The organism is Novosphingobium sediminis, assembly GCF_007991615.1.
Lineage (GTDB): Bacteria > Pseudomonadota > Alphaproteobacteria > Sphingomonadales > Sphingomonadaceae > Novosphingobium > Novosphingobium sediminis.
The window spans coordinates 21,574-48,006 of sequence record NZ_BJYR01000013.1; the positions used below are offsets into that span (position 1 = coordinate 21,574).

Here is a 26,433-nt window from a genome sequence, read left to right on the forward strand (position 1 = left end):
CGGAAGGGCGCGTTTCAGAGCTGCACCGGCTCAAAGACTCCCGAAACCGGCATTTTCTTGACTTTCGGGCTGCTCACGCCTAGCTCGCCGCTTTCCCATTCATTCCAGTTGCAACGGAGTGCCCCATGGCGCGCGTTACCGTCGAAGATTGCGTCGACAAGATTCCCAACCGCTTCGATCTCGTGCTGCTGGCTGCAGAGCGCGCCCGCGCGATCTCTGGCGGCGCGGAGCTGACTGTCGATCGCGACCGTGACAAGAACCCGGTCGTCGCCCTGCGCGAGATCGCGGACGAGACCGTGCGCCCGACCGTGCTCAAGGAAAACCTGATCCAGTCGATGCAGCGCGTGCTGCCGGACGACGACGACCAGGTTGACGAAATCGGCTCGCTCTCGCAGTCGGCCGAAGCGCTGCGCATTACGGCTGCGGCTCCGGTGCGTAACACCTCGCTCGGCGCTGACTACGACGGCTGAGACAGACCGCCCCCTCTCTCTGGCGAGAGGGGGGATAAAGCCCCAAAGGCCGCTTGCGCGCTGCAGGCGGCCTTGCCACATTCCGAGGCATGGCCAGCTTCAAGCCCTCGCGCGCTGACCGCTCCGGCCCGCCCGTCAAGGCGGTGCTTGGCCCGACCAATACGGGCAAGACTCACCTCGCCATCGAACGCCTCTGCGCCCATTCATCAGGCGCTATCGGCTTCCCGCTGCGTCTTTTGGCGCGCGAGGTCTACGACCGCGTCTGCAAGATCAAGGGCGAGGCCAATGTCGCGCTAATAACCGGCGAGGAGCGCATCGAGCCGCCGAACGCGCGCTGGCACCTCTGCACGGTGGAGGCGATGCCCAGCAGGCCCGATCTTGCCTTCGTTGCGCTCGATGAAGCACAACTCGCCGCCGATCCCGAGCGCGGGCACGTGTTTACCGACCGCCTGCTGCACACCCGGGGGCGCGAGGAAACCATGCTCCTCGGCTCGGCCACGATCGAGCCGATGGTCAAGGCGCTGGTGCCCAATGTCGAGGTTGTCAGCCGCCCGCGCTTCTCCACGCTCAGCCATGTCGGGGCAAAGAAGCTCAGCCGCATCCCGCCCCGGAGCGCCATCGTCGCCTTCTCCGCCGAGCAGGTCTACGCGATGGCCGAAATGCTGCGCCGGTTCCGCGGCGGCGCGGCGGTCGTGATGGGCGCGCTGAGCCCGCAGACCCGCAACGCGCAAGTGGCGATGTATCAGGCAGGCGAGGTTGACTACCTCGTCGCGACCGATGCCATCGGGATGGGCCTGAATCTTGACGTCAGCCACGTCGCCTTCGCCGGGCTCTCCAAATACGACGGGCACCGCCACCGCCGCCTGACAACCGCGGAAATGGCCCAGATCGCCGGGCGGGCGGGGCGGCACCACAAGGATGGCACCTTCGGCACACTGGCCGGAATGGGTGGGCACGATTCCGGGTCTGGCCCGGAATTCGCCGACGAGGAAGTCTACGCGATCGAGGAGCACCGCTTCCCGCCGCTCACCCGCCTGTTCTGGCGCGAAGCGGAGCCCCGGTTCGACAGCCTGCAGACACTGATCGAAGACCTTGAAAGCCCGCCGCCACAGCCGGAGCTGGCGGCCGCCCCGCAAGCCATCGATCTTGCCGTGCTCAAGCGCCTGGCCGAGGAACCGGACCTGGCCGGCACCGTGCGTGGACGGGCCTCGGTCCAGCGTTTCTGGCAGGTCTGCTCGCTGCCTGATTTCCGCCAACAGGGGTCCGAAACCCATTCGCGCTTCGTCGCCCGCCTGTGGCAGGACTTGCGCCACGGCTACCTCGGCGCGGATTATGTCGCGCAGGCCATCGCTCAGCAGGATAATCCTTCCGGCGATATCGATACCTTGCAGGGCCGCATCGCCGCGGTGCGTAGCTGGGCCTATATCACCCAGCGGCCTGACTGGGTGCTGGCGCGCGAGGAAATGGCAGCACGCGCCCGTGCGGTGGAGACGCGCCTCTCCGATGCGCTGCACGCCCGCCTCACCGAACGCTTCGTAAACCGGCGGACCACGGTGCTGATGCGCAAGGCCGGAGGTGATGCTTCACTCCTGCCGGTGCGGATCAGCGAGGCTGGGGCGGTGCTCGTTGACGATGAACCCATCGGCCACCTCGAAGGCTTCCGCTTCGTGGTCGATCCGCTGGCCCGCGCGGCGGACCGGAAACTGCTGCTCGCCGCTGCGGAGCGCCACCTTCCCGGCCTGCTTTCCACGCGCGCTGAGGCGCTGATCGCTGATGCGGGGGAACCGGCGGGCCTTGCCATTGAACGGGGCGCGCTGATCTGGAATGGCCTTGCCGTGGCGCGCCTTGAGCCGGGGAGATCGGTGCTGGAGCCGCGCTTGCGACTCGATGCGACGCTGGGCCTGCTTTCTGCGCGTCTGCGTCCGCAACTGGTCAGTTCATTCGAGGGATGGCTGTCCAAGCGCCTTGGGGCTGATCTCGGCCCCCTCGTGCGTCTGGCCGAGGCTGCGCGGGCGGCCGAGTCGGGCCCGGACCTGCGCGCACTCCTCCTCAAGCTCGTCGCTGGAGGCGGCGTACTGGCGCGCGAGGAATCAGGCCTTGAACGGCTCGATGGCCGCCAGCGCGATGCCCTGCGCCGTCTCGGCGTACGGATCGGGGCGCTCGACCTGTTCGTCCCGGCTGTACTGAAATCAGGCCCCCTGGCGCTCTGGTGCCGATTGGCCGAGCTGCGCGGTGATGCACCGTTGTCGCCGCCGACGAATCTCCCCCCGGTCGTGACGGCGAAGACACCGCCCGCCGGATATCGACGCGCGGGCGGGCAGGCCATCCGCGTCGACATGGCGGAAAAGCTGCTGCAGGCGGCGCACCGTTGCCGGATTGGCGCAGCGGCAAAGCGCTACCCGCTCGACCCCGCACTCGCCCGTTCCATGGGGCTTGCCACGGCTGGCTATGCTGCGTTGCTGCGGGCCGCAGGCTTTCGTGTCCATATGGCGCGTGCGCTGGCGGAGGCCGCGCATGGCCCGCCGGCACCGCCGCTGTGGGACTGGCGTCCGCCGCGCAGCGCACCGGCGCAGGCTGCCTCAGCGCCCTTGCCGCCCCCCACGGGCGCCTTTGCCGCGCTGGCCGAGCTTATCCGCTAATGGCTGGTGAAGACACCCTGCGCATCGACAAGTTGTTGTGGTTCCTACGTTTTGCCGGATCGCGCAGCCTTGCGCAGGACTGGGTTGCCGAGGGTCACATCCGCCTGAATGGTCGACGCATAGAACGCGCGAGTACCGCTGTACGCTGCGGCGATGTGCTGGTTCTGCCGCTGCGAAGCGGGGTGAAAGTGATCACCGTCGGACATCTTCCGCGGCGGCGCGGCCCTGTCGAAGAAGCGAGGGGTTGCTATGAGGTGCTTGACGCAGCGGGCACACCCCCTCTAGCAGGTCAGGGAATCCAACCTGAGGGACTGCCACTGCCATGACCTATGTCGTTACCGAAGCCTGCATTCGCTGCAAGTTCATGGATTGCGTCGAGGTTTGCCCGGTGGACTGCTTCTACGAGGGCGACAACATGCTGGTGATCAACCCCAGCGAGTGCATCGACTGCGGCGTTTGCGAACCCGAGTGCCCGGCCGAAGCGATCCTGCCCGATACCGAGAGCGGCCTCGAGCAGTGGCTTGAACTCAACGCCAAGTACTCGGCCGAGTGGCCGAACATCACCACCAAGAAGGACGCTCCTGCCGACGCCGACGATCACAAGGGCGAGGACGGCAAGTTCGAAAAGTACTTCTCGGCCGAGCCCGGCGAAGGCGATTGATCGCTTCACGAGGGGGCGCCAGCGAGCGTCCCCCCGAAACTGCAGCATTTTGGCGCTGATCCGCGCCCTTGCCTCTGGCATTTTTGTGACAGAGCTGCTATATGCGCCCGCAAGCACTGGGCGGAACGATCCTCCCGGTAGCCTACAACACGCTAAGGCAGGACAAACGGCAAACGGATCGCAGTGCTTGTAGACCGCGTTTAAAGACGGTCGTTTGCCGGACCTCTCCCCCAAAGGGCCCGGAGTGCTGTCCGGGGGCGTGACCCGCCCCGCTTTGCCATCGTCCCTGCTGCGCCGAAAGGATAAGCAATGGCAACCAAGGCACTTGCCTTCGATGTTGGGGATTACGTCGTCTATCCCAAGCACGGCGTCGGCCGTGTGGTGGAACTGCAGAACGAGGAAATCGCAGGCATGAAGCTGCAGCTTTATGTGCTGCGCTTCGAAAAGGAACGCATGACCCTGCGCGTTCCCGTGAACAAGGTTGAAGCAATCGGCATGCGCAAGCTGTCTTCGGACAAGACGCTGCGCGAGGCGCTCGATACCCTTAAGGGCAAGCCCAAGGTCAAGCGCACGATGTGGTCGCGCCGTGCGCAGGAATACGAAGCCAAGATCAACTCGGGCGATCTCGTTTCGATCGCCGAAGTGACGCGCGATCTGTTCCGCGCCGACGACCAGCCGGAACAGAGCTATTCGGAGCGCCAGATTTTCGAAGCAGCGTCCTCGCGCCTCGCGCGCGAACTCGCCGCCATGGAAAAGACGGACGAGCCGGCCGCGCTCAAGAAGATCCTCGCGATCCTCAACGAGCACGCACCGAAGTACTACGAAACGGCCTGAGGCAACTCGGGACCGCCCAGTAGCGCTTTTGGGGAAGCGCTGGAAAAAAGGGGCCGCCGGAACAATCCGGCGGCCCCTTTTTCGTGTCCGGATATGGACGGCGAACAGCCGATGCAGATCGGCGAATGACTTGGCGTCCCCAGTTCCGGTGCGTTATGATGGTAACACACCAGTTCCAGGAGAGCCCCATGATCAAGGATATTGCCCGCACCCTTGGCGGGATCGCCGTCGCTGCCATCGCGCTGTCGCTCACTGCCTGTGATGGCGCAACGCTCGAAGTGGGCGGCATGAAGGGTGTGCCGCTGGCAGATCTTGATCTATCGCAGAAGGCTCCTGAGGAAATCTCGCTGCTTGGGCCTGACAATGTCCACGTGATCAAAGGCGACAAGCTTGCGATCAGCGTCAGCGGCAAGCAGGACGCCAAGGACCGCCTCCGCTTCGTGCTCAAGGACGGCAAACTCGCCATCGGCCGCGAAGGCTGGAAGATCGGCGGCAGCGACGATCTCGCGACGGTTGAAGTCACCGTACCCGCTGCCCGGCGGTTGGTAATGGCGGGATCCGGCACGATGCGCGCCGATACGCTGAGCGGTGATGCGGTCGGTGTCAGCATTGCTGGATCGGGCGATATCGAAGTGCCGGCGATTGATACGCAGGACCTCAAGGTCGAAGTGATCGGCTCGGGTGATCTGAAGGCTGGCGGCAAAGCCAAGGCGCTCAAGGTCTCGATCGCCGGCTCCGGCTCGGCGGACATGGCCGGCCTTACCGCGGATGAAGCCAAGGTCGAGATCGCTGGCTCGGGTGACGCGCGCTTCGCCTCGGACGGTCAGGTCAAGGCCGATATCATGGGTTCCGGCTCGGTCACCGTGAAGGGCCGCGCGCAGTGCAAGGTCAACTCCATGGGCTCGGGCACGCTGACCTGCACGCCTTGACGCCATGGCCCCGCCGGAAAGGATAGGGTAAGCGCCGGGTTCCCTGACCGAAAGGCCCCGCGCTTGATCCGACCTTTGCCTGTCCTCGTTCCGCTCGCGGCCCTCACTCTTTCGGGCTGCATCGCCAGCACCGCCGCCAGCATCGTCACCGCGCCGGTGAAGGTGGGAGCAAAGGCGGTGGACATGGCGACCACCAGCCAATCCGAGGCGGACGAGAATCGCGGCCGTGCCATGCGCAAGCGCGACGAGAAGATCAGGAAGCTTGAGAAGCAATACAGCCGCCGCCTTGCGGCCTGCAATCGAGGCGAAACAGCGGCCTGTGCCGACGCCAACCGGATCAGCGGCGAAATCGAGGCCTTGCGGGCGGAACGCTAGACCGCCGCGCGGCGCAATCTGTCGTTGATCGCGACGCCGATGTCCTCGTCCGGAATAGGTGCCACCGCGATGCGCGGCTGCACTGCCTCGGCCGCGAGGTGGAGGCAGGCGTAGAGGCGCGCAGCCGCCTCGGCGAGGTCGGCCGATTCCGAAAGGGATACCGCTCCGGTGACGTCGCCAAAACCGATCAGAAACTCGTCCGGTTCTGCCGCTACAACGCCAAGACGGACCGGCTTGCCCGGCGCATAGTGGCTGGCCAGCTGCCCCGGCGCTTCGATTCGGGTTTCGCCTGATACCAAAGCCGCAGCAGCGCCCCCCAGCACCGCCGCCAACGCCCCCTCGGTGATAGGCCCGGGCCGCAGCACTTGCCAGCCGCCACCGGACCGGAGCGCAACGATCGTCGATTCGAGGCCCTGCTGGGTCACCCCGCCATCGAGGATCAAATCTGCCCGCGCCCCAAGCGAGGCCGCGACATGCGCTGCACTCGTAGGGCTCACCCCGCCGCTGCGATTCGCCGATGGCGCCGCCAATGGCAGCCCCGCCGCCGCCAGCACCGCGCGCATGACCGGATGCGCAGGTACGCGCAGCGCCACCGTCGGCAGGCCCGCCGTCACCGCCGCCGCCAGTGGTGCATCGGCGCGGCGCGGCAGCACCATGGTCAGCGGCCCCGGCCAGAACGCCGCCGCCAACGCTCTGGCGCGCGCATCGAACTCGGCCAGCACTTCGCCCGCCGCCATATCCGGCACATGGACGATCAGCGGGTTGAAATCGGGCCGTCCCTTGGCGCGATAGATCGCCGCCACAGCCGCATCGCTGTCCGCACGCGCCGCGAGGCCGTATACCGTCTCGGTCGGCACTGCGACGGTTCCGCCCGCCTCCAGCACGTGCGCAGCCTCGGCAATGCCCGCAGCATCAGCGAGCAGCACGTTTGGAGGCGATTGCGTGACCATGGCTTGCCGCTATAGGCCTCGGGAGAGGCTGCCAAGGAAAACAGCACATGAGCTTTACCGCCCCCACCGAAGACCAGGTCCTTGCCATGCGCATTTGCGCCGGAATCGACGAACTGGCCGAGCACGAACGCTACAGCGCGGCCACGCCTGATCTGGTGGAAGCCATCGCCGAAGGCATTGGCGCCTTTGCCGCTGGCGAGTGGGCGCCGCTCAACCGAATCGGCGATACCGAGGGCGCGCACTGCAAGGATGGCGTAGTCTCATCCCCTGCCGGCTATGCCGAAGCCTACAAGGCCTTCGTCGAACAGGGCTGGGGTTCGATTGCCGGCCCCGCCGAATTCGGCGGCCAGGGCCTGCCCTTCACGCTCGCCACCTGCGTGCTCGAAACGCTGGGCGCGGCCAATATGGGCTTCACGCTGCTGCCGATGCTCACCGTGGGTGCGATCGAGGCGCTCGATCATCATGGCAGCGATGCGCAGAAGGCAATGTACTTGCCCAACCTGATCTCGGGCGCGTGGTCGGGCACGATGAACCTGACCGAGCCGCAGGCCGGCTCCGACGTGGGCGCGCTGCGCAGCACGGCCGTGCCGATCAATGATGGGCCGCACGCTGGCAAGTACCGCATCGCTGGCACCAAGATCTACATCACGTGGGGCGAGCATGAGCTGGCCGAGAACGTGATCCACCTCGTGCTGGCCCGCACCCCCGGCGCCCCCGCCGGTTCGCGCGGCATCTCGCTGTTCATCGTGCCCAAGTACCACGTGAATGCGGATGGATCGCTGGGCGAGCGCAACGATCTGCGTGCGGTTTCGATCGAGCACAAGCTGGGCATCAACGTCTCGCCGACTTGCGTCATGTCCTACGGCGACAACGGCGAGTGCATCGGCGAGCTGGTCGGCCACGAGAATGAAGGCCTCAAGGCCATGTTCACGATGATGAACTCCGCGCGCATCAACGTCGGCAGCCAGGGCGTGCAGATCGCCGAGCGAGCGCTGCAGCAGGCCCGCATGTATGCGCGGGACCGCGTGCAGTCTGCCCGCGCCGGTTCGCCCGACAAGAACCCCGTCGCGATCATCGAACATCCCGACGTGCGCCGCATGATCCTGCGGATGCGCGCGCTGACCGAAGGCTCGCGCGCGCTGCTTTACTATACCGCGGGTCAGGTCGATCGCGGCCTGCTGGGCGACAAGGCCGCGCAGCAGCGAGCCGAGCTGCTCGTGCCGCTGCTCAAGGCCTGGGGCACCGATGTCGGCTGCGAAGTCGCCAGCCTGGGCATCCAGATCCATGGCGGCATGGGCTTTGTCGAGGAAACAGGCGCAGCGCAGCACTACCGCGATTCGCGCATTGCACCGATTTATGAGGGGACGAACGGCATTCAGGCTGCCGACCTCGTCACTCGCAAGCTCGGCATGGAACAGGGCGGTGTGCTGCAGGCTCTGATGGCCGATATTTCCGCAGAGATGCAGGACGTTCCCGAAGTCGCCTCGCTCGCCAAGGATGCTGCGGCCATCGGTTCGTGGATGGCGAGCGGCGACGCCAGCCTTGACGACAAGCTTGCGGGTAGCGTGCCCTTCCTCACCATGTGCGCCGTTGCAGTGGCAGGCTGGCAGCTCGCCCGTCAGGCGCGTGCGACCGGCAGCGTGGAGAAGACAGCGGTGACCAAGGTGTTCAATCGCACCATCGTCCCCGAAGCCCGCGGGCTTGGTGCGGCGGCCATGGCCGGTGCAGCGCTCTACTACGAACTGGAAAGCGAGGCGCTGACCGGATGAGCGATCCGCTCGAACGGATTGCAGCGGCGCTCGAGCGGCTCGCCCCGGCGCGGCCAGTGCCAACGGACTGGCTGGCACACCCGGCCTATGTCTGGACCGGCACCGGTGCGCGCGCAGTCGATCCGCTCGAAGCCCCCGCGCTGGCGCTGATCAAGGGCGTCGACGCGCAGAAGGCCGCTGTCGCTGAAAACGTGCTGCGGCTCGCGTCCGGCGCGGCAGCGCACGATATGCTGCTGTGGGGCTCACGCGGGATGGGCAAGTCGGCGATGATCCGCGCCGCCGTCCGCGCTGCGCAGGAGGCCTATCCGGGCGGGATTGCGCTGATTCAGGCGTCGCCCGACGAAAGCCTCACCCTGCTGCTCGGCGAACTGCGGAAGACGGACCGACGGTTCCTGATCCTGCTCGACGATCTAGGCTTCGATGCAGGCGACGCGGGTTCTGCCCGCCGGCTACGCTCGTGGCTTGAAGGCGGTGTGGAAGCGCGGCCAACCAACGTGCGCCTTGCGGTCACATCAAACCGCCGTGCCATCGTCGAGCGCCACATGGCCGAGCAGGACGATCCGATCAATCCGCGCGACGTGGTCGACGACCGGCTCGCGCTGGCAGATCGCTTCGGCCTTTCGCTCGGGTTCCATGCCTGCTCGCAGGACGACTACCTGGCCATCATCCATGGCTACGCAGCGCATTACGGCCTCAGCTTCGCTGAAGACGATGCGCTGACGTGGTCCAGGCAGCGCGGCGGCCGCTCTGGCCGTGTCGCGTGGCAATACGTCAACGAACTCGCAGGGCGGGCCGGTCGCAACCTTTAGTTCTGAGACTTGGTCAGGTCCGAATCCGTCGCCGGCTTGACGATGAACTTGGTGCCCGGCTTGGGTGCCGGCGGCATTGGCGTTGCCGGGATGGGCGTGATCTCTGCGGCCGGCTTTGCACCCGGCGCCACCACGCGCCAGATAACCCCGCCGGTATCATCACTCACCAGCAGCGCGCCATCCTTGGCGAAGGCGACCCACGTGGGACGCCCATGCGCGGTGTCATCCTTGTTCAGGAACCCCGTCAGGACTGGCACAGGGGCCTTCGGCAGCGCATTGCCATTGCTGTCGAAGGAAATGAATACAACGTCGTAGCCAGACAGCGGCTTGCGGTTCCACGATCCGTGCCGCGCCACGAAGGCACCGCTGGCAAAGCGTTCGCCCATCAGGTTGCCGCCGCGCGCGAAGGCAAGGCCAAGGGCCGCAACATGCGAGCCGAGGCCATATTCCGGCTTGCGTACATAGGAGAACATGTCGCGCGGCATGGGATCATTGACCCGCCAGTCGATATTCTTTTTCCAGTAGACCCACGGCCAGCCATACTGGGCGCCAAGCGGCACGTTGGTGAGATAATCGGGCACGAGATCCGAACCAAGCATGTCGCGTTCGTTGACCGTGGTCCACAGCTCACCGCTGCGCGGGTTCCAGTCGAGCCCGTTGGGATTGCGCAGGCCTTCGGCGTACCGGCGCGAGCTCTTGCGATCGAAATCGTACTCGTAGATCGCCGCGCGGCCCTTCTCTTCGTCCAGTCCGCGCTCGCCGATGTTCGACGCCGAACCGACCGTGACATAAAGAAGCTTCCCATCCGGGCTGACCGTCAGGTTGCGTGCCCAGTGGTTGCCGCCGCCCGGCAGGTCCATCAGCTTTTCCGGCTTTCCAGCGAGCGTGGTCTGACCCGGCGTGAATGGCCACGACACCACCGCATTGTGGTTGCCGACATAGAGCCGCCCTTCGCGAAGGACCATGCCGAAGGGCGAATCGAGCCCCGGGTTGCTCATCTCGAAGCGCTGATCGGCAACACCGTCACCATTGCTGTCGCGCAGGACGACGATCTTGTTCGGCGAAGCCTCACCCGCGCCGGCGGACGACATCAAGTAGGACATGACGAGACCGGTCAGCCCGCCCGGGCCGCGCTGTGCAGGTCCGTTGGTCTCGGCGGCCAGAACATCACCGTTGGGCAGCACAGTCAGGGTGCGTGGATGATCGAGCTTGTCGGCAAAGCGCGTCACGACAAGTCCCTCAGCCGCCACCGGCTTCTCCCCGGAGGCCCAGCCCACCGGCTTGGCAATGCCGATCGTGGGGAACCACTGCGGGGCCGCTTCGGCGAGTTCCGGCTTGGGCCCGGTCGTCTTTTCGAGCGAGAGCTGCGCGGAATCGCCACGGAGCAGCCAGGCGGCAGCCAGGCCAAGGACGACAACAACGACGATGAGCCCGGTCAGGGCCTTGCGGAGTGTGAACATGGCAGCATGTCTAGAAGTAGCCCCGCCATCCCGCAATGGTCCTCGCGGTGAACCGCCCGGCCTGCTAAGGCACCGCACATGTACGATTTTGCTCCCGTTGCCGGCCAGCCCAAGCCTGACCTCTATGCCGATCTGCTCGATGCGGTGCGCGCGATCACGCACGGCGAACCCGATGCGGTTGCCAACATGGCCAATTGCGCCGCGCTGCTTGCCGAGTTCCTGCCCGATCTCAACTGGGCGGGTTTCTACCGCATGGTGGACGGCGAACTCGTGCTCGGGCCGTTTGCCGGCAAGCCCGCCTGCATCCGGATTGCGCTGGGTCAGGGCGTATGCGGCGCCGCAGCTGCCACTGGTGAGACCCAGTTGGTACCCGATGTCCACGCCTTCCCCGGCCATATCGCTTGCGATGCTGCAAGCCGATCCGAATTGGTCGTCCCGGTGAAGCGCGATGGCGCCGTGATCGCGGTGATCGATCTCGACAGCCCGCTGCTCTCCCGCTTCGATGCCGAGGATGCCGCCGGGATCGAAGCGCTTGCCCGCCTGCTCGCGGACCGTATCTAGCACCGCCCCCTGCCCCGTTTCGGCACAGTGATGCCGCACCCCGTGGCCCAGCGCGGTCAGGGATGCTAAACAGCGTATTAACCCCGAATTCCAGGCTGCGGGCACCGTGTGCGCATCAGGAGTTCGGCCTACGCTGACAGGGGAACAAGATGGCCAGACTTTTACGTGCCCTCGTGGTGGTCGCGGCGGCCTCCAGCCTCGCCACGCCGGCGCTTGCGCGCCAGCAGCAGACCCAAGTCGCACAGAGCAGCTGGCAAACGACCTATCCCGCAGGCTACCCCGGCGCCTATCCCGTCTATGGCGCGCCAGTCTATGCGCCGCCGGTCTACAGTGTGCCTGTTTACCCGGCTCAGGCTGCCCCAGCGCAGGTTTATGCTCCACCGCAGGGTTATGTCCCACCGCAGGGTTATGTTTATGCGCCCCCGCAGGGCTATGTGCCGGCGCCGCAGGGCTACGTTGCCCCGCAAGCAGCCCCGGACGCCGACCCGCGCTACCGTGAGATGGTCGATAAGTGCCAGGGCGTCACCACCCGCCATAGCGGAACGACCGGCGCTGTGATTGGCGGGCTCGTCGGCGGTGTCGCCGGCAATCGCATTGCCTCGGGCGAACGCGTGATCGGCACGGTTGCAGGCGCCGCCGTTGGCGCTGTGGCGGGCGGCGCGATCGGCAAGTCGATCGACAAGAAGCGTGAGCGGGAATGCGAAGACTTCTTCAGCAGCTACACCCCGCCAGCGCCTGCTCCGGCCCCAGGGTACTACGGCTATACGGCGCCTGCTGGCGGTTACGCCTATGGCTATCCGTCCTACGGCTATGTTCCGCCGGTGAGCGGTGCGCCGATGGGCTACGTGATGGTGCCATCGAATGCTCCGCAGGCAGCTACCGCGCAGGGCCCCTGCACCGAAACGCGCACGGTGTCCTATGAATATGTGCCCGTAAAGAAGCGCTACATCGGTGCGCCCCCGCGCCGCCCGGCCATGCGTGACAAGCGCGTGAAGGTGCCGATGGGCAGCTGAGCGGAGTTACTCTCCGCTCCCCGCCGCGCGCGGGAGGAGTGCCACGACGACGCCCACTTCGTGCGCGATGCCCGAGGGGAGCCGCATCAGCACACGGCCGCTATAGTCGACGTCGAATCGCGTTGCGTCGGTCTGGAAGGTCCAGGCATAGTCAGCTGAACTTGGAATCGCTTTTCGTCCCACCGGACGGCGCGTGCCGTCATAGGCATCGATGCGCCCGCTTTTGGTGATGTAGTAGTCGTTGGGATCATCGTAGAGGATCATCCGCGCCATCAGCGCCAGATCGGAAGCGCCATCGCCCTCGCCATCGGGGTCAAAGCGGCTCTGCTTCATCGGCACGAGACCACGGTTGTGCCGAGCCTGGCTCAATTCAGCGCTGACCAGCGCCTCGGCATTCTGCCAGCCATGGACGATTGCCGCAATTCGGTCCTTGCGGCCGGGATGCGTCGGGGTTGCCTGTTCGGGCAGGATCCGCGCTGCCGCGGAGGTCGTCTCAGCCAATGACGCACCGAGCCGCGCGAGGACGAAGCCGGAAAACTCATCCGCTTCCAATTCATCACGCCAGGGCTCTGCCGATTGGCGCAAAGTGTGCCCCGCCAGATGATGGCCAACCTCGTGCGCCAGGATGCTCATTGCACCCCAGTCGGGGCAGATGCGATCAGCCATTTGCGCCATGAAGCGGGGGTCGAACAGGATCACGCGCCGTCCGTTGATGATTTCGGCCGCCGCCGGGGTGGACGGATCGATAATCATCTCGAAGTTCATCTCGAGCCCGCTGACCCGCACCACGCGCTCCACCTGCGCCCGCGCTTCCGCAATATCTATTTCGCGGGTAGCATTCTGCTGGCCCATATAGCCCAGTGCGCCCCTGCTCTGAACCCGGCCCTCGGTTGGCCAATAGTCGTGGAGACGCGCCTCCGACCACTCCTTGCCCAGCTCGCACTGCCCCTTCTCGCGCCCACTCGCGGGTTGCTCGCCGGCAGTCTGAGCGAAAAGAAAAGCGGGAGCCGCCGCGCCAAGAACGGCGGCTGCGATGATCCCGAAGGAAGCACGCGTCATGAAGGTTCAGCTGCTGCGAGGACGGAAAAGCCAGGGAAGCGGCCCATATGGGTCCACTGTGAAATGGTCAGCGGCGTTGTCGGAAGTCGCGCCGACTTTCCCTGCACACGCCCACTCCCGCCTCTGACCTTGTCTTAGTTGTATAGACTAAATGTCTAAGGCAAAATACATATATCTACCGATCTCCAATGCTCGGGGACCAGGACAAGCGACGGATTCTAATACTAATTCTAGTTCGCGATCCGAAAAGTATAACTGTACCGATCGCGTGGCGCGTTGCGGACACCGGTTATGGTCACCGTATAAGTGCGTCCCGAGACGATCCCATCGACTCGCCAGGAGAGACAATTGGCTACGCCGTAGCCATCGTTGTCAGACAGTCGATCACGAATGGGTAAGCTCCGTTCACCATCGCTGATGGCAATCTTCGCCTCTGAGAAATCGACGATGGTCTCGGAATCAGGATCCTGGCTGATCGAAAACGACAGGCGGGCGCGGGCAGAGAAGAATAGGCCCGGATACTCGCCTTGCGGCCACGCAACGAACTCCGGAGCTTTCGGCAAGCGACCGGAGCGGGCTGACCTCGCGGGGAAATCGAACACCTTCATGACCGCCGAATCAACGCGAACGCCGCCGGGCAGCACCGTGATGACCCGGCCAAGAGATGTTTCCTCGAGATAGGGGTCGAGCAGCCAGCGGCGATGGCCGATCTCGTCGCCATCGCCTTCGATCAGCCACTCGGCAAGGATGGCATCGTCATCTTCATAGGTCAGGTAGGGCGAAGAAACGCCGCCAAGGAGGTTTGAACTTCCTGCTGCGGCAGCCCCCGCCGCCGTCCAGCACTTCCATGTCGGCGGTGGATCATGGCTCAACGCGTTGTTGGTGGCCATGATCAGCGCCGCTTCGGCAGCTGAAGAGTCTGCTCCTTCGTTATACCGCACCGGGGCAAGCCCGTGGCGAGCCCGCAACGCATTGAAGGCATCGAGAAAACGATATCTGGTTTGCGGCCGCAGCACCCCGGCGAAGCAGCGAGCGGGATCGGGTGGCTGGGAATAGAGCGACGCGGTGTTGGACCAGGCGCTCTGATCGATTGGCGTCACCACACCTCGATTGGCCACGAATGGCGCGGAACTCGGTACTTCCGCTTCTTCGTAGATAACTTCATCTGGCTCGGGATCGTACTGAGCGCTGGCAGGGGCCGTACCTCCCAACAGAAGCAGCGCAAGACCTGCGGCCAGAATGCGACCATGCGCACGCGAGTTAGGGGTGAATCCTATCCGCGTGCGCATGGCAGACATGTCAGCAGCTATGGCTGTTCATCGGGGTGACACTCACAGCTTGCGTCCGATGAGCTCCTTCATGATTTCGTTCGTGCCGCCGAAGATGCGCGTCACGCGCGCGCCACGCCATGCGCGGGCAATCGCGTACTCGTTCATGTAGCCAGCGCCGCCGTGCAGCTGGAGGCACTTGTCCATCACTTCCCACTGGAGTTCGGTGTGCCAAAGCTTGGCCGCAGCGCCCTCCTCCGCAGTCAGCTCGCGCTTGAGGTGGCGGGCCAGCGCCCAATCGAGGTGCGCCCAGCCGACCTGCAGCTTGGACTTGAGATCGGCAAGCGTGAAGCGGGTGTTCTGGAAATCGAGCACCGGCTTGCCGAACGCCTTGCGCTCGCGCGTGAAGGCAACGGTATCGTCGAAGGCCTTCTGCGCCGAAGCTTGCGCGCTGACGGCGATCGACAGGCGCTCCTGCGGCAGTTCGCTCATCAGGTAGATGAAGCCCTTGCCTTCTTCGCCGAGGCAGTTGGTGATCGGCACGCGCACGTCCTCGAAGAACAGCTCCGAGGTATCAGCTTCGTCCTGCCCGATCTTGTCGAGATTGCGGCCGCGCTTGAAACCTTCACGGTCCGCCTCGACCAGCACGATCGAAACACCCTTCCAAGCGGGCTGGACTTCGGTGTCGGTCTTGCAGCAGACAAGGACGAGGTCGGCGTTCTGGCCGTTGGTGATATAGGTCTTCGACCCGTTGATCACGTAGTGGTTGCCGTCCTTCTTGGCCGTGGTGCGCATACCCTGAAGGTCGGAACCGGTGCCCGGCTCGGTCATCGCGATCGCGGTAACCACTTCGCCTGCGACCATCTTCGGCAGCCACTTGCGCTTCTGTTCTTCCGACCCGTACGAAACAAGGTAGTTCACCACGATGTCGGACTGCAGCGAAAAGCCGGTCGCGACGCGGCCGTAGTAGGCGCTCTCTTCATCGACGATAGCGTTGTAACCGAAGTCGAGGCCGAGGCCGCCGTACTCCTCAGGCACAGTCGGGCAGAGCATTCCAAGCTCACCGGCCTTGGGCCAGATCGACTTGGGTACGATGCCTGCTTCGGCCCATTCGTTGGCGTGCGGGGCGATTTCGGTTTCGAGATAGCGGCGCACCGTCTGTCGGAACGCCTCGTGGTCCTCGGTGTAGGCGGAACGGGGAATCAGATCGAGCGACATGGCAGGCTCTCCGGTTTCGGGTCTGTTATTGCCTTGAAAGATAGGCAAACCGATCCGGCCCGGTCAATCGAAATTAATCGACCGGTTAAGGCGCCTGTCCTTCGGGGCAAGAAAGCCTAGATCGCCCCGCCAGTCAGGCGCTGGCAGATAAGATCAAGCTGATCGAGCGTCTTGTAGCGGATCGTAACCGAGCCGGTGCGCGGATCGGCATCGGCCTGGATCGTGACCTTGAGACCAAGAAACTCCTCAAGATGCGCCTGCACCGCTGCAATATCAGCGGAACTCGCCGGGTCGCGCTCGGCCCTCGCACGCCGAGGCGCTGATTCAGGCCGCATCGTCCGCTTCGCCAACCGCTCGACATCGCGGACGGAATGGCCCTTGGCCACCGTCTCACGCGCGAGCGGCACGGGATCAGGGAGAACAGCCAGCGCGCGCGCATGCCCCATCGAGAGCTCCGCACGCTCGACCATATCGAGCACTTCACTCGGCAGTACGAGCAACCGCATGAGGTTGGCAACGTGACTGCGCGACTTGTCAACGAACGTGGCGATTTCCTGCTGGGTCAGCCCATCCTGTTCGGACAGCCGCTGATAGGCGCGGGCCTCCTCGATCGGGTTCAGATCCTCGCGCTGCAGGTTTTCGATCAGCGCCAGCGCTGTCACTTCGCGATCATCAAGTGGCCGGACGATGGCCGGAATCTCGTGGAGCCGCGCCCGCTGCGCCGCTCGCCAGCGCCGCTCGCCGGCGACAAGCTGATAGCGGCCATTGCCCATGGGACGCACGACCACAGGCTGAATCACCCCACGCGCTGCAATCGAGCGCGCCAATTCCTCGAGCGCGTCCTCATCGAAGTGCCGCCGCGGCTGCTCGGGATGCGGTTCGATCGAGGCAACAGAAAGCAAAGCAAGACCGCTCGCAACCGCCTCACCTGGCGCCGAAACGGAGATGCGCGAAACCGCCTCCTCACGCCGCGTTTCGCCCAGTAGCGCGCCAAGGCCACGACCGAGCGCCGGCCGCTTCGTTGCCTTCACCGCCGTGCCATCAGCACCCTCGCTCATGCCGCTTTCCTCCGCTCCGGCAGGCGGCCAATCAGCTCGCGTGCCAGCTTCATATAGGCCTGCGATCCGGCGCAGGCATGGTCATAGATCAATGCCGGCAACCCATGGCTTGGTGCCTCGGATAGCCGCACGTTGCGCGGAATGACCGACTCGAACACCAGACCATGGAGGCAGGATCGCACGTCATCCGCCACCTGATCGGTCAGCCGGTTGCGACGATCATACATCGTGAGGACAATCCCCAGGATGCCAAGATCGGGATTGAACCGTTCCTGCACCCGCTCCACCGTCTGGAGCAGCTGGCTGAGTCCTTCGAGCGCAAAAAACTCGCACTGCAGAGGAACGAGCAAGGAATTGGCGGCGGTCATCGCGTTGAGCGTGAGAAGGCCAAGCGATGGGGGGCAATCGATCAGGCATATCTCGTGCCCGGCATCCTCGGCCAATGCAGCGCGCAGCTTGCTGGTCCGGTCAGCCACGCTGACCAATTCCACCTCGGCGCCAGACAGATCGACGGTCGCCGGAATGAGATCCAGCCCTGGAATCCTCGTCGGTATCATGCAGGAAGCAACGCTCGCCTGCTCGATCAGCAGGTCGTAAGAGGAGCGCTCACGCTCTCCCGCCGAGATACCGATCCCGGTAGAAGCGTTGCCCTGCGGATCAAGGTCGATCAGCAGGACTTTCCAACCGGTCGCTGCGAGCGCCGTGGCAATGTTGATTGCGGTGGTGGTCTTGCCCACCCCGCCCTTCTGGTTCGCGACGGCTACCGTGATCATCGACCTGAACCTCGCTTGCGTTTTGCGGCTTTGCCAACGCGCATTGTTTCGGCGCGCCCGTGTAGATGACCAAGGATGATGCCCGCGGCGGGATCGGTCAACGATTGTTCCACGTGGAACACGCGATTCCATTCTGCACCGAGCGCATCCAGTTCATGCTGCGCCTTGGCCCCCTTCGGCAACAGCCACAGCGTTTCCGGTGTGGAAAAACGCGCAGCTACATCCAGCAACCGATCGAGCGGCGCAAAGGCGCGCGCGGAGATCACCTGCCACTGCCGGTCTGCCAGATCCTCGACGCGCGACAGCATGACCTCGACATTGGAGAGGCCCATCAGAGCCGCTGCCCGCGCCAGCCACTCGGTCCGCAGCCGCCGTGAATCAACAAGAGTCACGGGGCGCTGCGGCTCCAGCGCTGCAATGACAAGGCCGGGGAACCCTGCTCCGCTACCTAGATCGAGCCATGCTCCGGGGGGTATGGTTCCACGTGAAACATGCAGAAGCTGCGCGCTGTCGACGATGTGACGCTGCCAGACCCCATCGAGCGAAGGCCGCGACACAAGATTCTGCTTCTCGTTTTCATCACGGAGTGCGCCAACCAGCACCTCCAGACGGTTCACGGCATCGCCGTGCCGTTCATTGAGCCACGCGCGGGCCTCAGCCTCCGTCTCAACCATCACGCTGCCACCCGCCGACGTGCCGCAACCAACAGGCTGGCCAGTGCCGCCGGGGTGATCCCCGGCACCCGCCCAGCAGCCGCCAGCGTATCGGGCTGCGCACGCTCAAGCCTCTCCACCATCTCCTGCGAGAGGCCCGGTACCTCGGCATAAGGAAAACGATCGCCGAGCGCAACACCGTCGCTCGCCCGCAGTTGCTTCAGCTCAGCCTCCTGCCGTGCAAGATAGGGTGCATAGGCTGCATCCTCTGCAAGCTCCTCGGCGAGGTCCGGATCAATGGCAGCATCACCCAGCCAGGGTGCTAGCGCATCAAAAGTCACTTCGGGAAACCGGAGCCACTCCGCAAGCGGCCGGCGCACCCCGTCCGAGCGCACCATGACGCCCTGGGAACTCAACTCCGTCGGCAGCACTTGCTGCTCAAGCCGCGATGCGATGTGCGATTTGGCCTCCTCGCGTGCCGCAAACCATGCCGCTCGCTCCGGCCCGATGCACCCGATCTCTAGGCCAGCAGGCGTGAGCCGCGTCGATGCGTTGTTGGCCCGCAGACGCAAGCGATACTCCGCTCGCGCCGTCAGCATCCGATAGGGCTCTGTGACACCATGCAGCGTCAGGTCGTCGACCATCACGGCCATGTAGCTGGAAGCCCGATCAAGGGCGGGCGCGGGGCGGCCAAGGACGGCCGCCGCTGCATGCATGCCTGCAACCAGTCCCTGCGCAGCTGCTTCCTCGTAGCCCGTTGTCCCGTTGATCTGGCCGGCGCAATAGAGGCCCGGGACTTGGCGCAGTTCAAGGCTGCGCCGTAGGGCGCGTGAATCGATATGATCGTACTCCACCGCATATCCCGGCACGAGGATCTCGACCGATTCCAGTCCCTCCATCGACCGCATCATCGCCACCTGCACATCGGTCGGCAATGACGTCGAGACGCCATTGGGATAGATCACATGATCGTCGAGACCCTCGGGCTCTAGGAAGACCTGATGGCCGTCGCGATCCCCGAAACGATGGATCTTGTCCTCGATAGAGGGACAGTACCGCGGCCCCTGTGCATCAATGGCCCCACTGAACAGCGGCGAACGATCAAGCCCGGCGCGAATGGCGTCATGGGTTCGTTGATTGGTCCGCGCGATGGCGCAGAAGACTTGCGGTTGCAGCCTCGCGCCGGTGAGCGGCGACATCGTCCACGGCTCGGGATCGCTTGGCTGGACCGGGAGGCGCGACCAGTCGATCGTTCGGCCATCGAGCCGCGGCGGCGTTCCTGTCTTCAGCCGAGCCATCGGCAGCCCTGCCCCGCGCAACTGCTCAGCCAGACGGTGCGCCGCGGATTCGCCGATGCGCCCGCCTTCCATTCGCTCCTCGCCGCGGAACAAGCGGCCGCCGAGAAATGTGCCAGTGCAAAGAACAACTGCACGCGACGCGAGTGCGGTGCCATCAGCAAGATCAACCCCGCGCACGGTGCCACCGTCGAACCGCAGTGCCGCTGCCTCCCCGGCAACGACGGTGAGGTCGGCCTGAGCTGCAACCATGCGTTGGATCGCTGCACGGAACAGCCGGCGGTCAGCCTGCACGCGCGGTCCCTGCACCGCGCTGCCCTTGCTGCGGTTGAGCATGCGGTAGTGAATCGCCGCCTCATCCGCAGCGCGGGCAATCAGTCCATCGAACGCATCCACCTCACGCACGAGATGGCCCTTGCCAAGGCCACCGATGGCGGGATTGCATGACATGGCCCCGATCATCGCAGGATCAAAGCTGACCAGTGCGGTGCGCGCACCCATGCGCGCGGCGACCGACGCCGCTTCGACGCCGGCGTGACCGCCGCCGACAACGATGATGTCGAACTGGTGCATGGTCGCCGCGATATGCGATTCGGACTGCCGCGTCAAAGCTGGCGGACGGTCATCACTGTTTCACGTGGAACATCACTTACCGATACAGAAGCGTCCGAACAGGGCATCCAGCATGTCCTCGGTGCCGGCACGGCCAACAAGCCGGTCGAGGGCTACACGTGCCAGTCGCAGATTCTCAGCCGCAAGGAGTGGATCACCGCACCGAGCTGCGTCTCCAACACTGTCAGCAACTTCCGCCAGCAGAGTGTGCTGCCGCGCATTCAACGCAACTGCGCCAGGCTGCGGCAGCGCCATGCGTGCGTGCGCAACAAGCGCCTTCCGCAAGTGGTCGAGTCCTTCCCCCGTCACTGCTGAAAGACGGAAATGCGCCTCACGCTTCGCAGGAAGCTCCTTGCGGTCACACTGAGCGGCAACCTCCCAAAGGATGCGATCGTTCGGCCCCTCGCCCTCCGGTCCCAGCCAGAGCACAAGGTCTGCCCGCTCAGCCTCAGCCCGCGCGCGCGCGATACCGATCTGCTCGATCGAACCTGCGCCCTCATCACGGAGACCTGCCGTATCCACAAAGGCGAAGGGTACACCATCAATCGCCACAGCACGGATAAGCACATCACGCGTGGTGCCGGGCTCGGCAGCGGTAATCGCGGCTTCATCTTCAACCAACGCATTGAACAACGTCGATTTTCCAGCGTTAGGGGGCCCAGCGAGGACCACTCGGAAGCCCTCGCGCAGGGGTTCCGCACGCGGACGCGCAAGCCAATCGGAAAGTTCCCCGGCCAATGCCGTACAACCCTGCTTAACGCCCGCAGGAACCCCCGCCCCGTCCTCGGCGATATCGTCGTCGCCCGCAAAATCGAGCGCGGCTTCGATTGCCGCTGAAAGAGCCAGCACTCTCATGCGCCAATCAACCACCAGCCGCGACAACGCCCCGCCTGCCATGGCAAGGGCGCCGCGCCGCTGCAGTTCGGTCTCGGCGGAAAGCAGATCGGCCAACCCCTCCGCTTCAGCTAAGTCGATGCGGCCATTGGCGAAAGCGCGGCGGGTAAATTCTCCCGGCTCGGCCCGGCGCAATCCGCGCTGCATGCCAAGCGCGGCTTCGACGGCCGCCACCACAGCCCGGCCGCCATGCAGATGAAGCTCGGCACTGTCCTCACCTGTTGCAGTGCCCGGCCCGGGCAGCCACAGGGCCACCGCATGATCGAGGATCTGGCCCTCGGTGTCGCGCAACGCGGAGAGTACGGCGCGGCGCGGCGCGGGCCGCTTTCCCGCCAGCCGATCGAGCGCCGGTCCGGACAAGGGCCCACTGATGCGGATAACAGCAATGGCGGCAGGCGGTGCGCCTGAAGACAGAGCAAAAATCGTATCAGTCACCGGCGCGGATCGCTCAGGTCTTGGACTTCTCGCTGCCAGATGCGCCGGCCTTGAAACCGGCCATCGCGGCGCCAGCGCCCTGCTCGACGAACTGCTGGAACAGCTTGAGACCCATCTCGCCCATCGGCGCGATCTGCTTGGCAAAACCCTGTAGCTGGTCGACGCTGTTCATGCCCTGCATCGCCTTGGCGATCGCATCGACATAGACATCGTTGGCGCGAGTGACATCCGGCAGGCCCAGAAAGCGGCGCGCTTCTTCGGGCGTGCATTCCACTTCGACGTTTACCTTCATGGGCACACCTCTCACTTTGCCGCAGCGACACTGTCATGTGATCTTGGCAAAGTCCATGGACACCGCCAATCAGGGCGAGAACAACAGTTCTACGAACACATTCGACAAAAGGACCAGCACCATGGGCGAGAAGACGACCATCGGCACCCTCACCGGCGACAATGAGATCCCGGTCTATGTCGCGACGCCTGCAGAGCAGACCGACGCGGCGATCATCGTCATTCCGGAAATCTTCGGGGTCAACGCCGGTATCCGCAAGAAGTGCGACGATTGGGCCGCGCTTGGCTACGTCGCGCTCGCCCCGGACATCTTCTGGCGCTTCGCACCTGGTGCCGAGCTCGATCCTGATGTCCCCGAACAGTTCCAGACCGCACTCGGCTATTTCGGGCAATACGATCCGAACCTCGGCGTGCAGGATATCGAAGCGGCGATCCACTGGCTCCGGCAGGAACAGGGCGTCGACAAGGTCGGACTCGTCGGCTTCTGTTTGGGCGGGCGCATGGCCTACATGGCTGCGGCGCGGACCGATATCGATGCTTCGGTTGGCTATTACGGCGTGATGATCGACCAGATGCTGAACGAGGCACACGGCATCGCGAGGCCGCTGATGCTGCATATCCCGACCGCGGACCACTTCGTTGGTCCGGACGCGCAGGCGGCGATCCATGGCGCGCTCGATTCGCACCCCAAGGTCGTGCTGCACGACTACGTCGGGCTGGATCACGGCTTTGCAGCCGAAATGGGCTCACGGCGTGATGAGGCCGGCGCACAACTCGCGGATGAACGCACCCGCGATTTCTTCAAGGCGCACCTGACCTGAGTTCGGCTCAAGCTGTTCCGTCGTAGCCCGCGATGCCTTCGAGCAGCCGGGCTATGGCGGCGCGGTCTTCCTCGGGAACTTCCGGACGCCAGATTTCGAAGAGCAGGACCGTGCGAGTCTCTGCGCCAGCATTGCGCGCTTCGTGCTCCATCGAATCGTCGAAAATCAACGGAACGGCGGGCTCCCATGTGCGCGTCTCGCTGCCAACGCGCAGCGTGCAGGCAGGAGCAGTGCGGATTGGCACGTGGCAGATGAGCCGCGTATTCAGCATCCCTGTGTGCGGTGCGATGTGAGTGCCGGGCTTGAGCCGTGACCAGAGCGCGTTGGGGGCGCGGCCGGGAATCATCGGCATCGGGGCATGGGAGAGCGCTGCCATCGTTGCCGGGCACCGCGCAGCATTCCCCTCGACCGGGGCGCCATCCTTCCAGAAATAAAATGCACCCCACGCTGGATCGTCCAGCAGGGGATTGTTGGGCGCAGGCCTGTCCCCCGTCGCAGTGACGTAGGGTGCGAACGTCTCCGCGCCTTCCTCTGCGCAGATTGCGGCAAATTCGGCCTGCATCTGCGGCAGCAGGTCGAGCACCGCATTGATCCAGCCGAACTCCGCCGGATCATAGAACCGCCGCTGCGGCAAACCGGGATAGTAGAACAGTGAAGGCCGCTGGAGGTCGATTTCCCGAGTCCCCCTGAGCAGCCCCAGCGCTTCCTCCATTGCGGGAGAAAGGCCGCCCGCCATGACGCCATCAAGATGGCGCTGGAAGGCGCCCTGAGCCTCTCCGATAAACGCCCGCGCAGATGCAGCCACTGCCTCAAGCCCGCGCGGTATGCCGCTTATGGAGGCCTGTGCGAGCGCCGTCGTGTAGAAGCTGACCGCCGCACGATCATCCCGTGCCCTGCTGCGCAGATCTCCCTTCGCAAGGAGCGAGCCGACGTCACGTGGTGTAATGGAAAGCTGCCGATCCAGCGCTGACTCTCCGGCTGCGAGATTGCCCAAGGCCAGTTCGGCGTTCGCAAGCGCAGACCATGGCATCCTCTCGGCGGGAACCAAGGCGCTTGCCTCGCGCAGCAAGGCAGCCGCTCGGTGCGGGTCGCGCGCTCTGAGCGCGGCCAGTCCTTCGCTGATCAGGATTTCCGGCGAAGCGGTTGTCATGCACCCACGACTAGCGCAAACCTGCGCTGGATCAATGGCAGGCACGTTCCTGACGTGTCACAAGGCCTCATTGCGACTGGGGCACGACAAGGAGAGAGAACCCATGCACACCGGCCTCGCCGCCTGGCACCGCTATATGCAGACCGGCGACACCGCCCTGCTTGCGGAGCTCATTGCACCTGATGCGGTGTTCCACTCGCCTGTTGTGCACACGCCGCAGGAAGGGCACGCCAAGGTCCTGATGTACCTGACCGCCGCCGGACAGGTCTTTGCCGATACCGGGTTCTCTTATGTCCGCGAACTGGTCGATGGACCCGAGGCGCTGCTTGAATTCACCGCAACCGTCGATGGCATCCATGTCAACGGTATCGACTTGATCCGCTTCGATCTTGAAGGAAAGATCATCGATTTCAAGGTGATGGTGCGGCCCTTGAAGGCCATGAACAAGCTGTGGGAAATGATGGCGGCGGCGCTGCAGAACACCTGAGCGCCGCCAGCCAACATCAGTCCTACTGATTCATCGTCGCGAAGAAGTCCTCGTTGGTCTTCGAGTTCTTCATCTTGTCGAGCAGGAATTCCATCGCGTCGATGGTGCCCATCTGCATGAGGATGCGGCGCAGCACCCACATCTTGCTGAGCTGATCCTGCGGCACGAGCAGTTCTTCCTTGCGGGTACCGCTCTTGCCAACATCCAGCGCCGGGAAGATGCGCTTGTCCGCCACCTTGCGGTCGAGCACGATTTCCGAGTTGCCGGTGCCCTTGAACTCTTCGAAGATGACTTCGTCCATGCGGCTACCGGTATCGATCAGCGCGGTGGCGATGATCGAAAGCGAACCGCCTTCTTCGATATTACGCGCCGCACCGAAGAAGCGCTTGGGACGCTGCAACGCATTGGCGTCGACACCGCCGGTCAGCACCTTGCCGGACGACGGCACCACGGTGTTGTAGGCGCGGCCGAGGCGGGTGATCGAATCGAGCAGGATGACGACATCGCGCTTGTGCTCGACGAGGCGCTTGGCCTTCTCGATCACCATTTCGGCGACCTGCACGTGGCGGGTGGCGGGCTCGTCGAAGGTCGAGGAAATCACCTCGCCCTTCACCGAACGCTGCATGTCGGTCACTTCTTCCGGACGTTCATCGACCAGCAGCACCAGCAGGAACACTTCCGGATGGTTGTCGGTGATCGCCTTCGCCATATTCTGGAGCAGCACGGTCTTGCCGGTGCGAGGCGGCGCCACGATCAGTGCGCGTTGGCCTTTGCCCTGCGGGCTGACGAGGTCGATCACACGGGCCGACTTGTCCTTGACCGTCGGATCGAGCGTATCGAGCCGCAGTCGCTCGTTCGGATAAAGCGGGGTGAGGTTGTCGAAGTTGACCCGGTGGCGCACGGCCTCGGGGTCATCGAAGTTCACCTTGATCAGGCGGGTGATCGCGAAATAGCGCTCGCCATCCTTGGGCGCGCGGATCTCGCCTTCCACGGTATCGCCGGTGCGCAGGCCCCATTTGCGGACCTGGTTGGGCGACACGTAGATATCGTCCGGACCAGCGAGATAGTTCGCCTCGGGGCTGCGGAGGAAGCCGAAGCCATCAGGCAGCACTTCGATCGTGCCGATGCCGAGGATTTCCTCGCCGTCTTCCGCCACTTCCTTGAGAATGGCGAACATGAGGTCCTGCCGGCGCAGCGTGCTTGCGCCCTCAACATCGAGTTCCTCGGCCATCTGGACGAGTTCGGCGGGCGTCTTCTTCTTGAGTTCCTTGAGATGCATCTTTGGTATCCGAATTGGCGCATGTGCGCGCGCCGGACGGTCATGGGGCTTGGAGAAAGCGGACCTAAGGGGGCAGAGCACAATGGCGCTGCCGAAACCGGATTGCTCAAAAGCGCATAGGCCCCGCCAAAGGGGGCGTCAATCACCCAGCAGACTCAGAACGGCCGACTCAGAACGGTTTGACGATCACCATCACCACAATCACCGCCGCCGTTATGCCGGGGATCTCGTTGAGCAGGCGCAGTTGCCGCCCGGTCAACTGCCGTTCTCCCCGCTCGAGCTTTGCAGCATAGGTCGCCAGCCACATGTGGTAGGCCGTGAGCACCAGCACCATGGCCAGCTTCGCATGAAACCAGCCTTGCGTGTACCACTCGCCGCTGACCGCCAAAGCGAGGCCGAAACCCCAGACCGCGAACAGCGACGGCCACATGATGATCTTCATCAGCTTGCGCTCGCGGTCGATCCAGATCGCGTTTTCTGGCGATCCTGCCGGCGCTTCCTGATGATAGACGAAGAACCGCGGCAGCATGAACAGGCCGGCCATCCAGAAGATCACGAAGATGACATGACCGGCCTTGAGCCAAAGATATAGCATTGCGAGTACCTGCAACATGTTGCCGAGATTAGCGCTTTCTCGGCCAAACCGGAACTTGGGAATTGAGGCAGGTCA

The 26,433-nt window shown here is 64.4% G+C and carries 27 protein-coding genes; 13 read left to right on the top strand and 14 right to left on the bottom strand.

The window, feature by feature from the left end; genetic code table 11:
* The first annotated feature begins 125 nt into the window (after nucleotides 1-125).
* The 7 genes from rpoZ (at nucleotide 126) to NSE01_RS09910 (ending at nucleotide 5,908) form a co-directional block, all read left to right on the top strand.
* The gene (rpoZ, locus tag NSE01_RS09880; protein ID WP_147159433.1) at nucleotides 126-470 is read left to right on the top strand and encodes a DNA-directed RNA polymerase subunit omega; all 345 of its coding nucleotides are present in this window, start codon (nucleotides 126-128) and stop codon (nucleotides 468-470) included.
* A gap of 89 nt (nucleotides 471-559) precedes the next feature.
* Complete coding sequence (locus NSE01_RS09885) at nucleotides 560-3,109, top strand: helicase-related protein (RefSeq protein ID WP_147159434.1); 2,550 nt, start codon at nucleotides 560-562, stop codon at nucleotides 3,107-3,109.
* Nucleotides 3,109-3,435: an RNA-binding S4 domain-containing protein gene (locus tag NSE01_RS09890; RefSeq protein ID WP_147159435.1), complete on the top strand. Its 327-nt coding sequence runs from the start codon at nucleotides 3,109-3,111 to the stop codon at nucleotides 3,433-3,435. The genes NSE01_RS09885 and NSE01_RS09890 overlap by 1 nt, the downstream gene beginning before the upstream one ends.
* On the top strand, nucleotides 3,432-3,770 hold the full coding sequence (gene fdxA / locus NSE01_RS09895; protein WP_147159436.1) for a ferredoxin FdxA: 339 nt from the start codon (nucleotides 3,432-3,434) through the stop codon (nucleotides 3,768-3,770). Before NSE01_RS09890 ends, fdxA begins: the two co-directional genes overlap by 4 nt.
* 309 nt (nucleotides 3,771-4,079) lie before the next feature.
* Nucleotides 4,080-4,604, top strand: a complete 525-nt coding sequence (locus NSE01_RS09900; protein ID WP_067906430.1) for a CarD family transcriptional regulator — start codon at nucleotides 4,080-4,082, stop codon at nucleotides 4,602-4,604.
* Between the two features lie 188 nt (nucleotides 4,605-4,792).
* A complete protein-coding gene (locus tag NSE01_RS09905) occupies nucleotides 4,793-5,533 on the top strand; it encodes a head GIN domain-containing protein (RefSeq protein ID WP_246135139.1) in 741 nt (246 codons plus the stop codon).
* Between the two features lie 63 nt (nucleotides 5,534-5,596).
* Nucleotides 5,597-5,908, top strand: a complete 312-nt coding sequence (locus NSE01_RS09910) for a hypothetical protein (protein ID WP_307725977.1) — start codon at nucleotides 5,597-5,599, stop codon at nucleotides 5,906-5,908.
* Here NSE01_RS09910 and NSE01_RS09915 read toward each other — a convergent pair.
* Nucleotides 5,905-6,858, bottom strand: a complete 954-nt coding sequence (locus tag NSE01_RS09915) for an L-threonylcarbamoyladenylate synthase (RefSeq protein ID WP_147159437.1) — start codon at nucleotides 6,856-6,858, stop codon at nucleotides 5,905-5,907. The two genes, NSE01_RS09910 and NSE01_RS09915, sit on opposite strands and share 4 nt — an antisense overlap.
* 47 nt (nucleotides 6,859-6,905) lie before the next feature.
* Between NSE01_RS09915 and NSE01_RS09920 the strand changes: the two genes are divergently transcribed.
* A complete protein-coding gene (locus NSE01_RS09920; protein WP_147159438.1) occupies nucleotides 6,906-8,627 on the top strand; it encodes an acyl-CoA dehydrogenase family protein in 1,722 nt (573 codons plus the stop codon).
* Nucleotides 8,624-9,436 carry an ATP-binding protein gene (locus NSE01_RS09925; protein WP_147159439.1) on the top strand — a complete coding sequence of 271 codons (813 nt, stop codon included), beginning with the start codon at nucleotides 8,624-8,626 and terminating at the stop codon, nucleotides 9,434-9,436. Before NSE01_RS09920 ends, NSE01_RS09925 begins: the two co-directional genes overlap by 4 nt.
* On the opposite strand, the gene NSE01_RS09930 is transcribed toward NSE01_RS09925, so the two are convergent.
* Nucleotides 9,433-10,896 carry a PQQ-dependent sugar dehydrogenase gene (locus NSE01_RS09930; RefSeq protein WP_147159440.1) on the bottom strand — a complete coding sequence of 488 codons (1,464 nt, stop codon included), beginning with the start codon at nucleotides 10,894-10,896 and terminating at the stop codon, nucleotides 9,433-9,435. The two genes, NSE01_RS09925 and NSE01_RS09930, sit on opposite strands and share 4 nt — an antisense overlap.
* A gap of 78 nt (nucleotides 10,897-10,974) precedes the next feature.
* Between NSE01_RS09930 and msrC the strand changes: the two genes are divergently transcribed.
* Both msrC and NSE01_RS09940 read left to right on the top strand, forming a co-directional pair.
* Nucleotides 10,975-11,457, top strand: coding sequence for a free L-methionine (R)-S-oxide reductase MsrC (gene msrC / locus NSE01_RS09935; protein ID WP_147159441.1), 483 nt, complete (start codon nucleotides 10,975-10,977; stop codon nucleotides 11,455-11,457).
* Nucleotides 11,458-11,606: 149 nt separating this feature from the next.
* Nucleotides 11,607-12,470, top strand: coding sequence for a glycine zipper 2TM domain-containing protein (locus tag NSE01_RS09940; protein ID WP_147159442.1), 864 nt, complete (start codon nucleotides 11,607-11,609; stop codon nucleotides 12,468-12,470).
* 6 nt (nucleotides 12,471-12,476) lie between these two features.
* Here NSE01_RS09940 and NSE01_RS09945 read toward each other — a convergent pair whose 3' ends face one another.
* The 9 genes from NSE01_RS09945 to NSE01_RS09985 form a co-directional block, all read right to left on the bottom strand.
* Nucleotides 12,477-13,529: a M48 family metalloprotease gene (locus NSE01_RS09945; RefSeq protein WP_147159443.1), complete on the bottom strand. Its 1,053-nt coding sequence runs from the start codon at nucleotides 13,527-13,529 to the stop codon at nucleotides 12,477-12,479.
* A gap of 230 nt (nucleotides 13,530-13,759) precedes the next feature.
* Nucleotides 13,760-14,827 carry a CAP domain-containing protein gene (locus NSE01_RS09950; RefSeq protein WP_147159444.1) on the bottom strand — a complete coding sequence of 356 codons (1,068 nt, stop codon included), beginning with the start codon at nucleotides 14,825-14,827 and terminating at the stop codon, nucleotides 13,760-13,762.
* 33 nt (nucleotides 14,828-14,860) lie between these two features.
* On the bottom strand, nucleotides 14,861-16,015 hold the full coding sequence (locus tag NSE01_RS09955) for an acyl-CoA dehydrogenase family protein (protein ID WP_147159445.1): 1,155 nt from the start codon (nucleotides 16,013-16,015) through the stop codon (nucleotides 14,861-14,863).
* Between the two features lie 116 nt (nucleotides 16,016-16,131).
* On the bottom strand, nucleotides 16,132-17,073 hold the full coding sequence (locus NSE01_RS09960; RefSeq protein WP_147159446.1) for a ParB/RepB/Spo0J family partition protein: 942 nt from the start codon (nucleotides 17,071-17,073) through the stop codon (nucleotides 16,132-16,134).
* The gene (locus NSE01_RS09965; protein ID WP_147159447.1) at nucleotides 17,070-17,846 is read right to left on the bottom strand and encodes a ParA family protein; all 777 of its coding nucleotides are present in this window, start codon (nucleotides 17,844-17,846) and stop codon (nucleotides 17,070-17,072) included. The genes NSE01_RS09960 and NSE01_RS09965 overlap by 4 nt, the downstream gene beginning before the upstream one ends.
* Nucleotides 17,843-18,520, bottom strand: coding sequence for a 16S rRNA (guanine(527)-N(7))-methyltransferase RsmG (gene rsmG / locus NSE01_RS09970; RefSeq protein ID WP_147159448.1), 678 nt, complete (start codon nucleotides 18,518-18,520; stop codon nucleotides 17,843-17,845). The genes NSE01_RS09965 and rsmG overlap by 4 nt, the downstream gene beginning before the upstream one ends.
* A complete protein-coding gene (gene mnmG / locus NSE01_RS09975) occupies nucleotides 18,520-20,367 on the bottom strand; it encodes a tRNA uridine-5-carboxymethylaminomethyl(34) synthesis enzyme MnmG (RefSeq protein ID WP_147159640.1) in 1,848 nt (615 codons plus the stop codon). Before mnmG ends, rsmG begins: the two co-directional genes overlap by 1 nt.
* Before the next feature lie 72 nt (nucleotides 20,368-20,439).
* Complete coding sequence (gene mnmE / locus NSE01_RS09980; protein WP_147159449.1) at nucleotides 20,440-21,735, bottom strand: tRNA uridine-5-carboxymethylaminomethyl(34) synthesis GTPase MnmE; 1,296 nt, start codon at nucleotides 21,733-21,735, stop codon at nucleotides 20,440-20,442.
* Between the two features lie 13 nt (nucleotides 21,736-21,748).
* The gene (locus NSE01_RS09985) at nucleotides 21,749-22,027 is read right to left on the bottom strand and encodes a DUF6489 family protein (RefSeq protein ID WP_147159450.1); all 279 of its coding nucleotides are present in this window, start codon (nucleotides 22,025-22,027) and stop codon (nucleotides 21,749-21,751) included.
* A gap of 121 nt (nucleotides 22,028-22,148) precedes the next feature.
* On the opposite strand from NSE01_RS09985, the gene NSE01_RS09990 reads away from it, so the two are divergent.
* A complete protein-coding gene (locus tag NSE01_RS09990) occupies nucleotides 22,149-22,847 on the top strand; it encodes a dienelactone hydrolase family protein (protein ID WP_147159641.1) in 699 nt (232 codons plus the stop codon).
* Between the two features lie 7 nt (nucleotides 22,848-22,854).
* On the opposite strand, the gene NSE01_RS09995 is transcribed toward NSE01_RS09990, so the two are convergent.
* A complete protein-coding gene (locus NSE01_RS09995; RefSeq protein ID WP_147159451.1) occupies nucleotides 22,855-23,997 on the bottom strand; it encodes an aspartyl/asparaginyl beta-hydroxylase domain-containing protein in 1,143 nt (380 codons plus the stop codon).
* A 103-nt stretch (nucleotides 23,998-24,100) separates the two neighbouring features.
* Between NSE01_RS09995 and NSE01_RS10000 the strand changes: the two genes are divergently transcribed.
* Nucleotides 24,101-24,484: a nuclear transport factor 2 family protein gene (locus NSE01_RS10000; RefSeq protein ID WP_147159452.1), complete on the top strand. Its 384-nt coding sequence runs from the start codon at nucleotides 24,101-24,103 to the stop codon at nucleotides 24,482-24,484.
* Nucleotides 24,485-24,506: 22 nt separating this feature from the next.
* On the opposite strand, the gene rho is transcribed toward NSE01_RS10000, so the two are convergent.
* Nucleotides 24,507-25,763: a transcription termination factor Rho gene (gene rho / locus NSE01_RS10005; RefSeq protein WP_147159453.1), complete on the bottom strand. Its 1,257-nt coding sequence runs from the start codon at nucleotides 25,761-25,763 to the stop codon at nucleotides 24,507-24,509.
* Between the two features lie 169 nt (nucleotides 25,764-25,932).
* The gene (locus NSE01_RS10010) at nucleotides 25,933-26,376 is read right to left on the bottom strand and encodes a CopD family protein (RefSeq protein ID WP_147159454.1); all 444 of its coding nucleotides are present in this window, start codon (nucleotides 26,374-26,376) and stop codon (nucleotides 25,933-25,935) included.
* Nucleotides 26,377-26,433: the final 57 nt, after the last annotated feature.

Coding starts and splice junctions, on each gene's coding strand:
- NSE01_RS09960 (WP_147159446.1), bottom strand. CDS start 17,073: ATGAGCGAGGGTGCTGATGGCACGGCGGTGAAGGCAACGAAGCGGCCG.
- NSE01_RS09905 (WP_246135139.1), top strand. CDS start 4,793: ATGATCAAGGATATTGCCCGCACCCTTGGCGGGATCGCCGTCGCTGCC.
- NSE01_RS09925 (WP_147159439.1), top strand. CDS start 8,624: ATGAGCGATCCGCTCGAACGGATTGCAGCGGCGCTCGAGCGGCTCGCC.
- NSE01_RS09890 (WP_147159435.1), top strand. CDS start 3,109: ATGGCTGGTGAAGACACCCTGCGCATCGACAAGTTGTTGTGGTTCCTA.
- rpoZ (WP_147159433.1), top strand. CDS start 126: ATGGCGCGCGTTACCGTCGAAGATTGCGTCGACAAGATTCCCAACCGC.
- NSE01_RS09990 (WP_147159641.1), top strand. CDS start 22,149: ATGGGCGAGAAGACGACCATCGGCACCCTCACCGGCGACAATGAGATC.
- NSE01_RS09885 (WP_147159434.1), top strand. CDS start 560: ATGGCCAGCTTCAAGCCCTCGCGCGCTGACCGCTCCGGCCCGCCCGTC.
- NSE01_RS09920 (WP_147159438.1), top strand. CDS start 6,906: ATGAGCTTTACCGCCCCCACCGAAGACCAGGTCCTTGCCATGCGCATT.
- rho (WP_147159453.1), bottom strand. CDS start 25,763: ATGCATCTCAAGGAACTCAAGAAGAAGACGCCCGCCGAACTCGTCCAG.
- msrC (WP_147159441.1), top strand. CDS start 10,975: ATGTACGATTTTGCTCCCGTTGCCGGCCAGCCCAAGCCTGACCTCTAT.
- NSE01_RS09955 (WP_147159445.1), bottom strand. CDS start 16,015: ATGTCGCTCGATCTGATTCCCCGTTCCGCCTACACCGAGGACCACGAG.
- NSE01_RS10000 (WP_147159452.1), top strand. CDS start 24,101: ATGCACACCGGCCTCGCCGCCTGGCACCGCTATATGCAGACCGGCGAC.
- NSE01_RS09945 (WP_147159443.1), bottom strand. CDS start 13,529: ATGACGCGTGCTTCCTTCGGGATCATCGCAGCCGCCGTTCTTGGCGCG.
- NSE01_RS09965 (WP_147159447.1), bottom strand. CDS start 17,846: ATGATCACGGTAGCCGTCGCGAACCAGAAGGGCGGGGTGGGCAAGACC.
- fdxA (WP_147159436.1), top strand. CDS start 3,432: ATGACCTATGTCGTTACCGAAGCCTGCATTCGCTGCAAGTTCATGGAT.
- NSE01_RS09915 (WP_147159437.1), bottom strand. CDS start 6,858: ATGGTCACGCAATCGCCTCCAAACGTGCTGCTCGCTGATGCTGCGGGC.
- NSE01_RS09940 (WP_147159442.1), top strand. CDS start 11,607: ATGGCCAGACTTTTACGTGCCCTCGTGGTGGTCGCGGCGGCCTCCAGC.
- mnmG (WP_147159640.1), bottom strand. CDS start 20,367: ATGCACCAGTTCGACATCATCGTTGTCGGCGGCGGTCACGCCGGCGTC.
- NSE01_RS09995 (WP_147159451.1), bottom strand. CDS start 23,997: ATGACAACCGCTTCGCCGGAAATCCTGATCAGCGAAGGACTGGCCGCG.
- rsmG (WP_147159448.1), bottom strand. CDS start 18,520: ATGGTTGAGACGGAGGCTGAGGCCCGCGCGTGGCTCAATGAACGGCAC.
- NSE01_RS09900 (WP_067906430.1), top strand. CDS start 4,080: ATGGCAACCAAGGCACTTGCCTTCGATGTTGGGGATTACGTCGTCTAT.
- NSE01_RS10010 (WP_147159454.1), bottom strand. CDS start 26,376: ATGTTGCAGGTACTCGCAATGCTATATCTTTGGCTCAAGGCCGGTCAT.
- NSE01_RS09985 (WP_147159450.1), bottom strand. CDS start 22,027: ATGAAGGTAAACGTCGAAGTGGAATGCACGCCCGAAGAAGCGCGCCGC.
- NSE01_RS09930 (WP_147159440.1), bottom strand. CDS start 10,896: ATGTTCACACTCCGCAAGGCCCTGACCGGGCTCATCGTCGTTGTTGTC.
- NSE01_RS09950 (WP_147159444.1), bottom strand. CDS start 14,827: ATGTCTGCCATGCGCACGCGGATAGGATTCACCCCTAACTCGCGTGCG.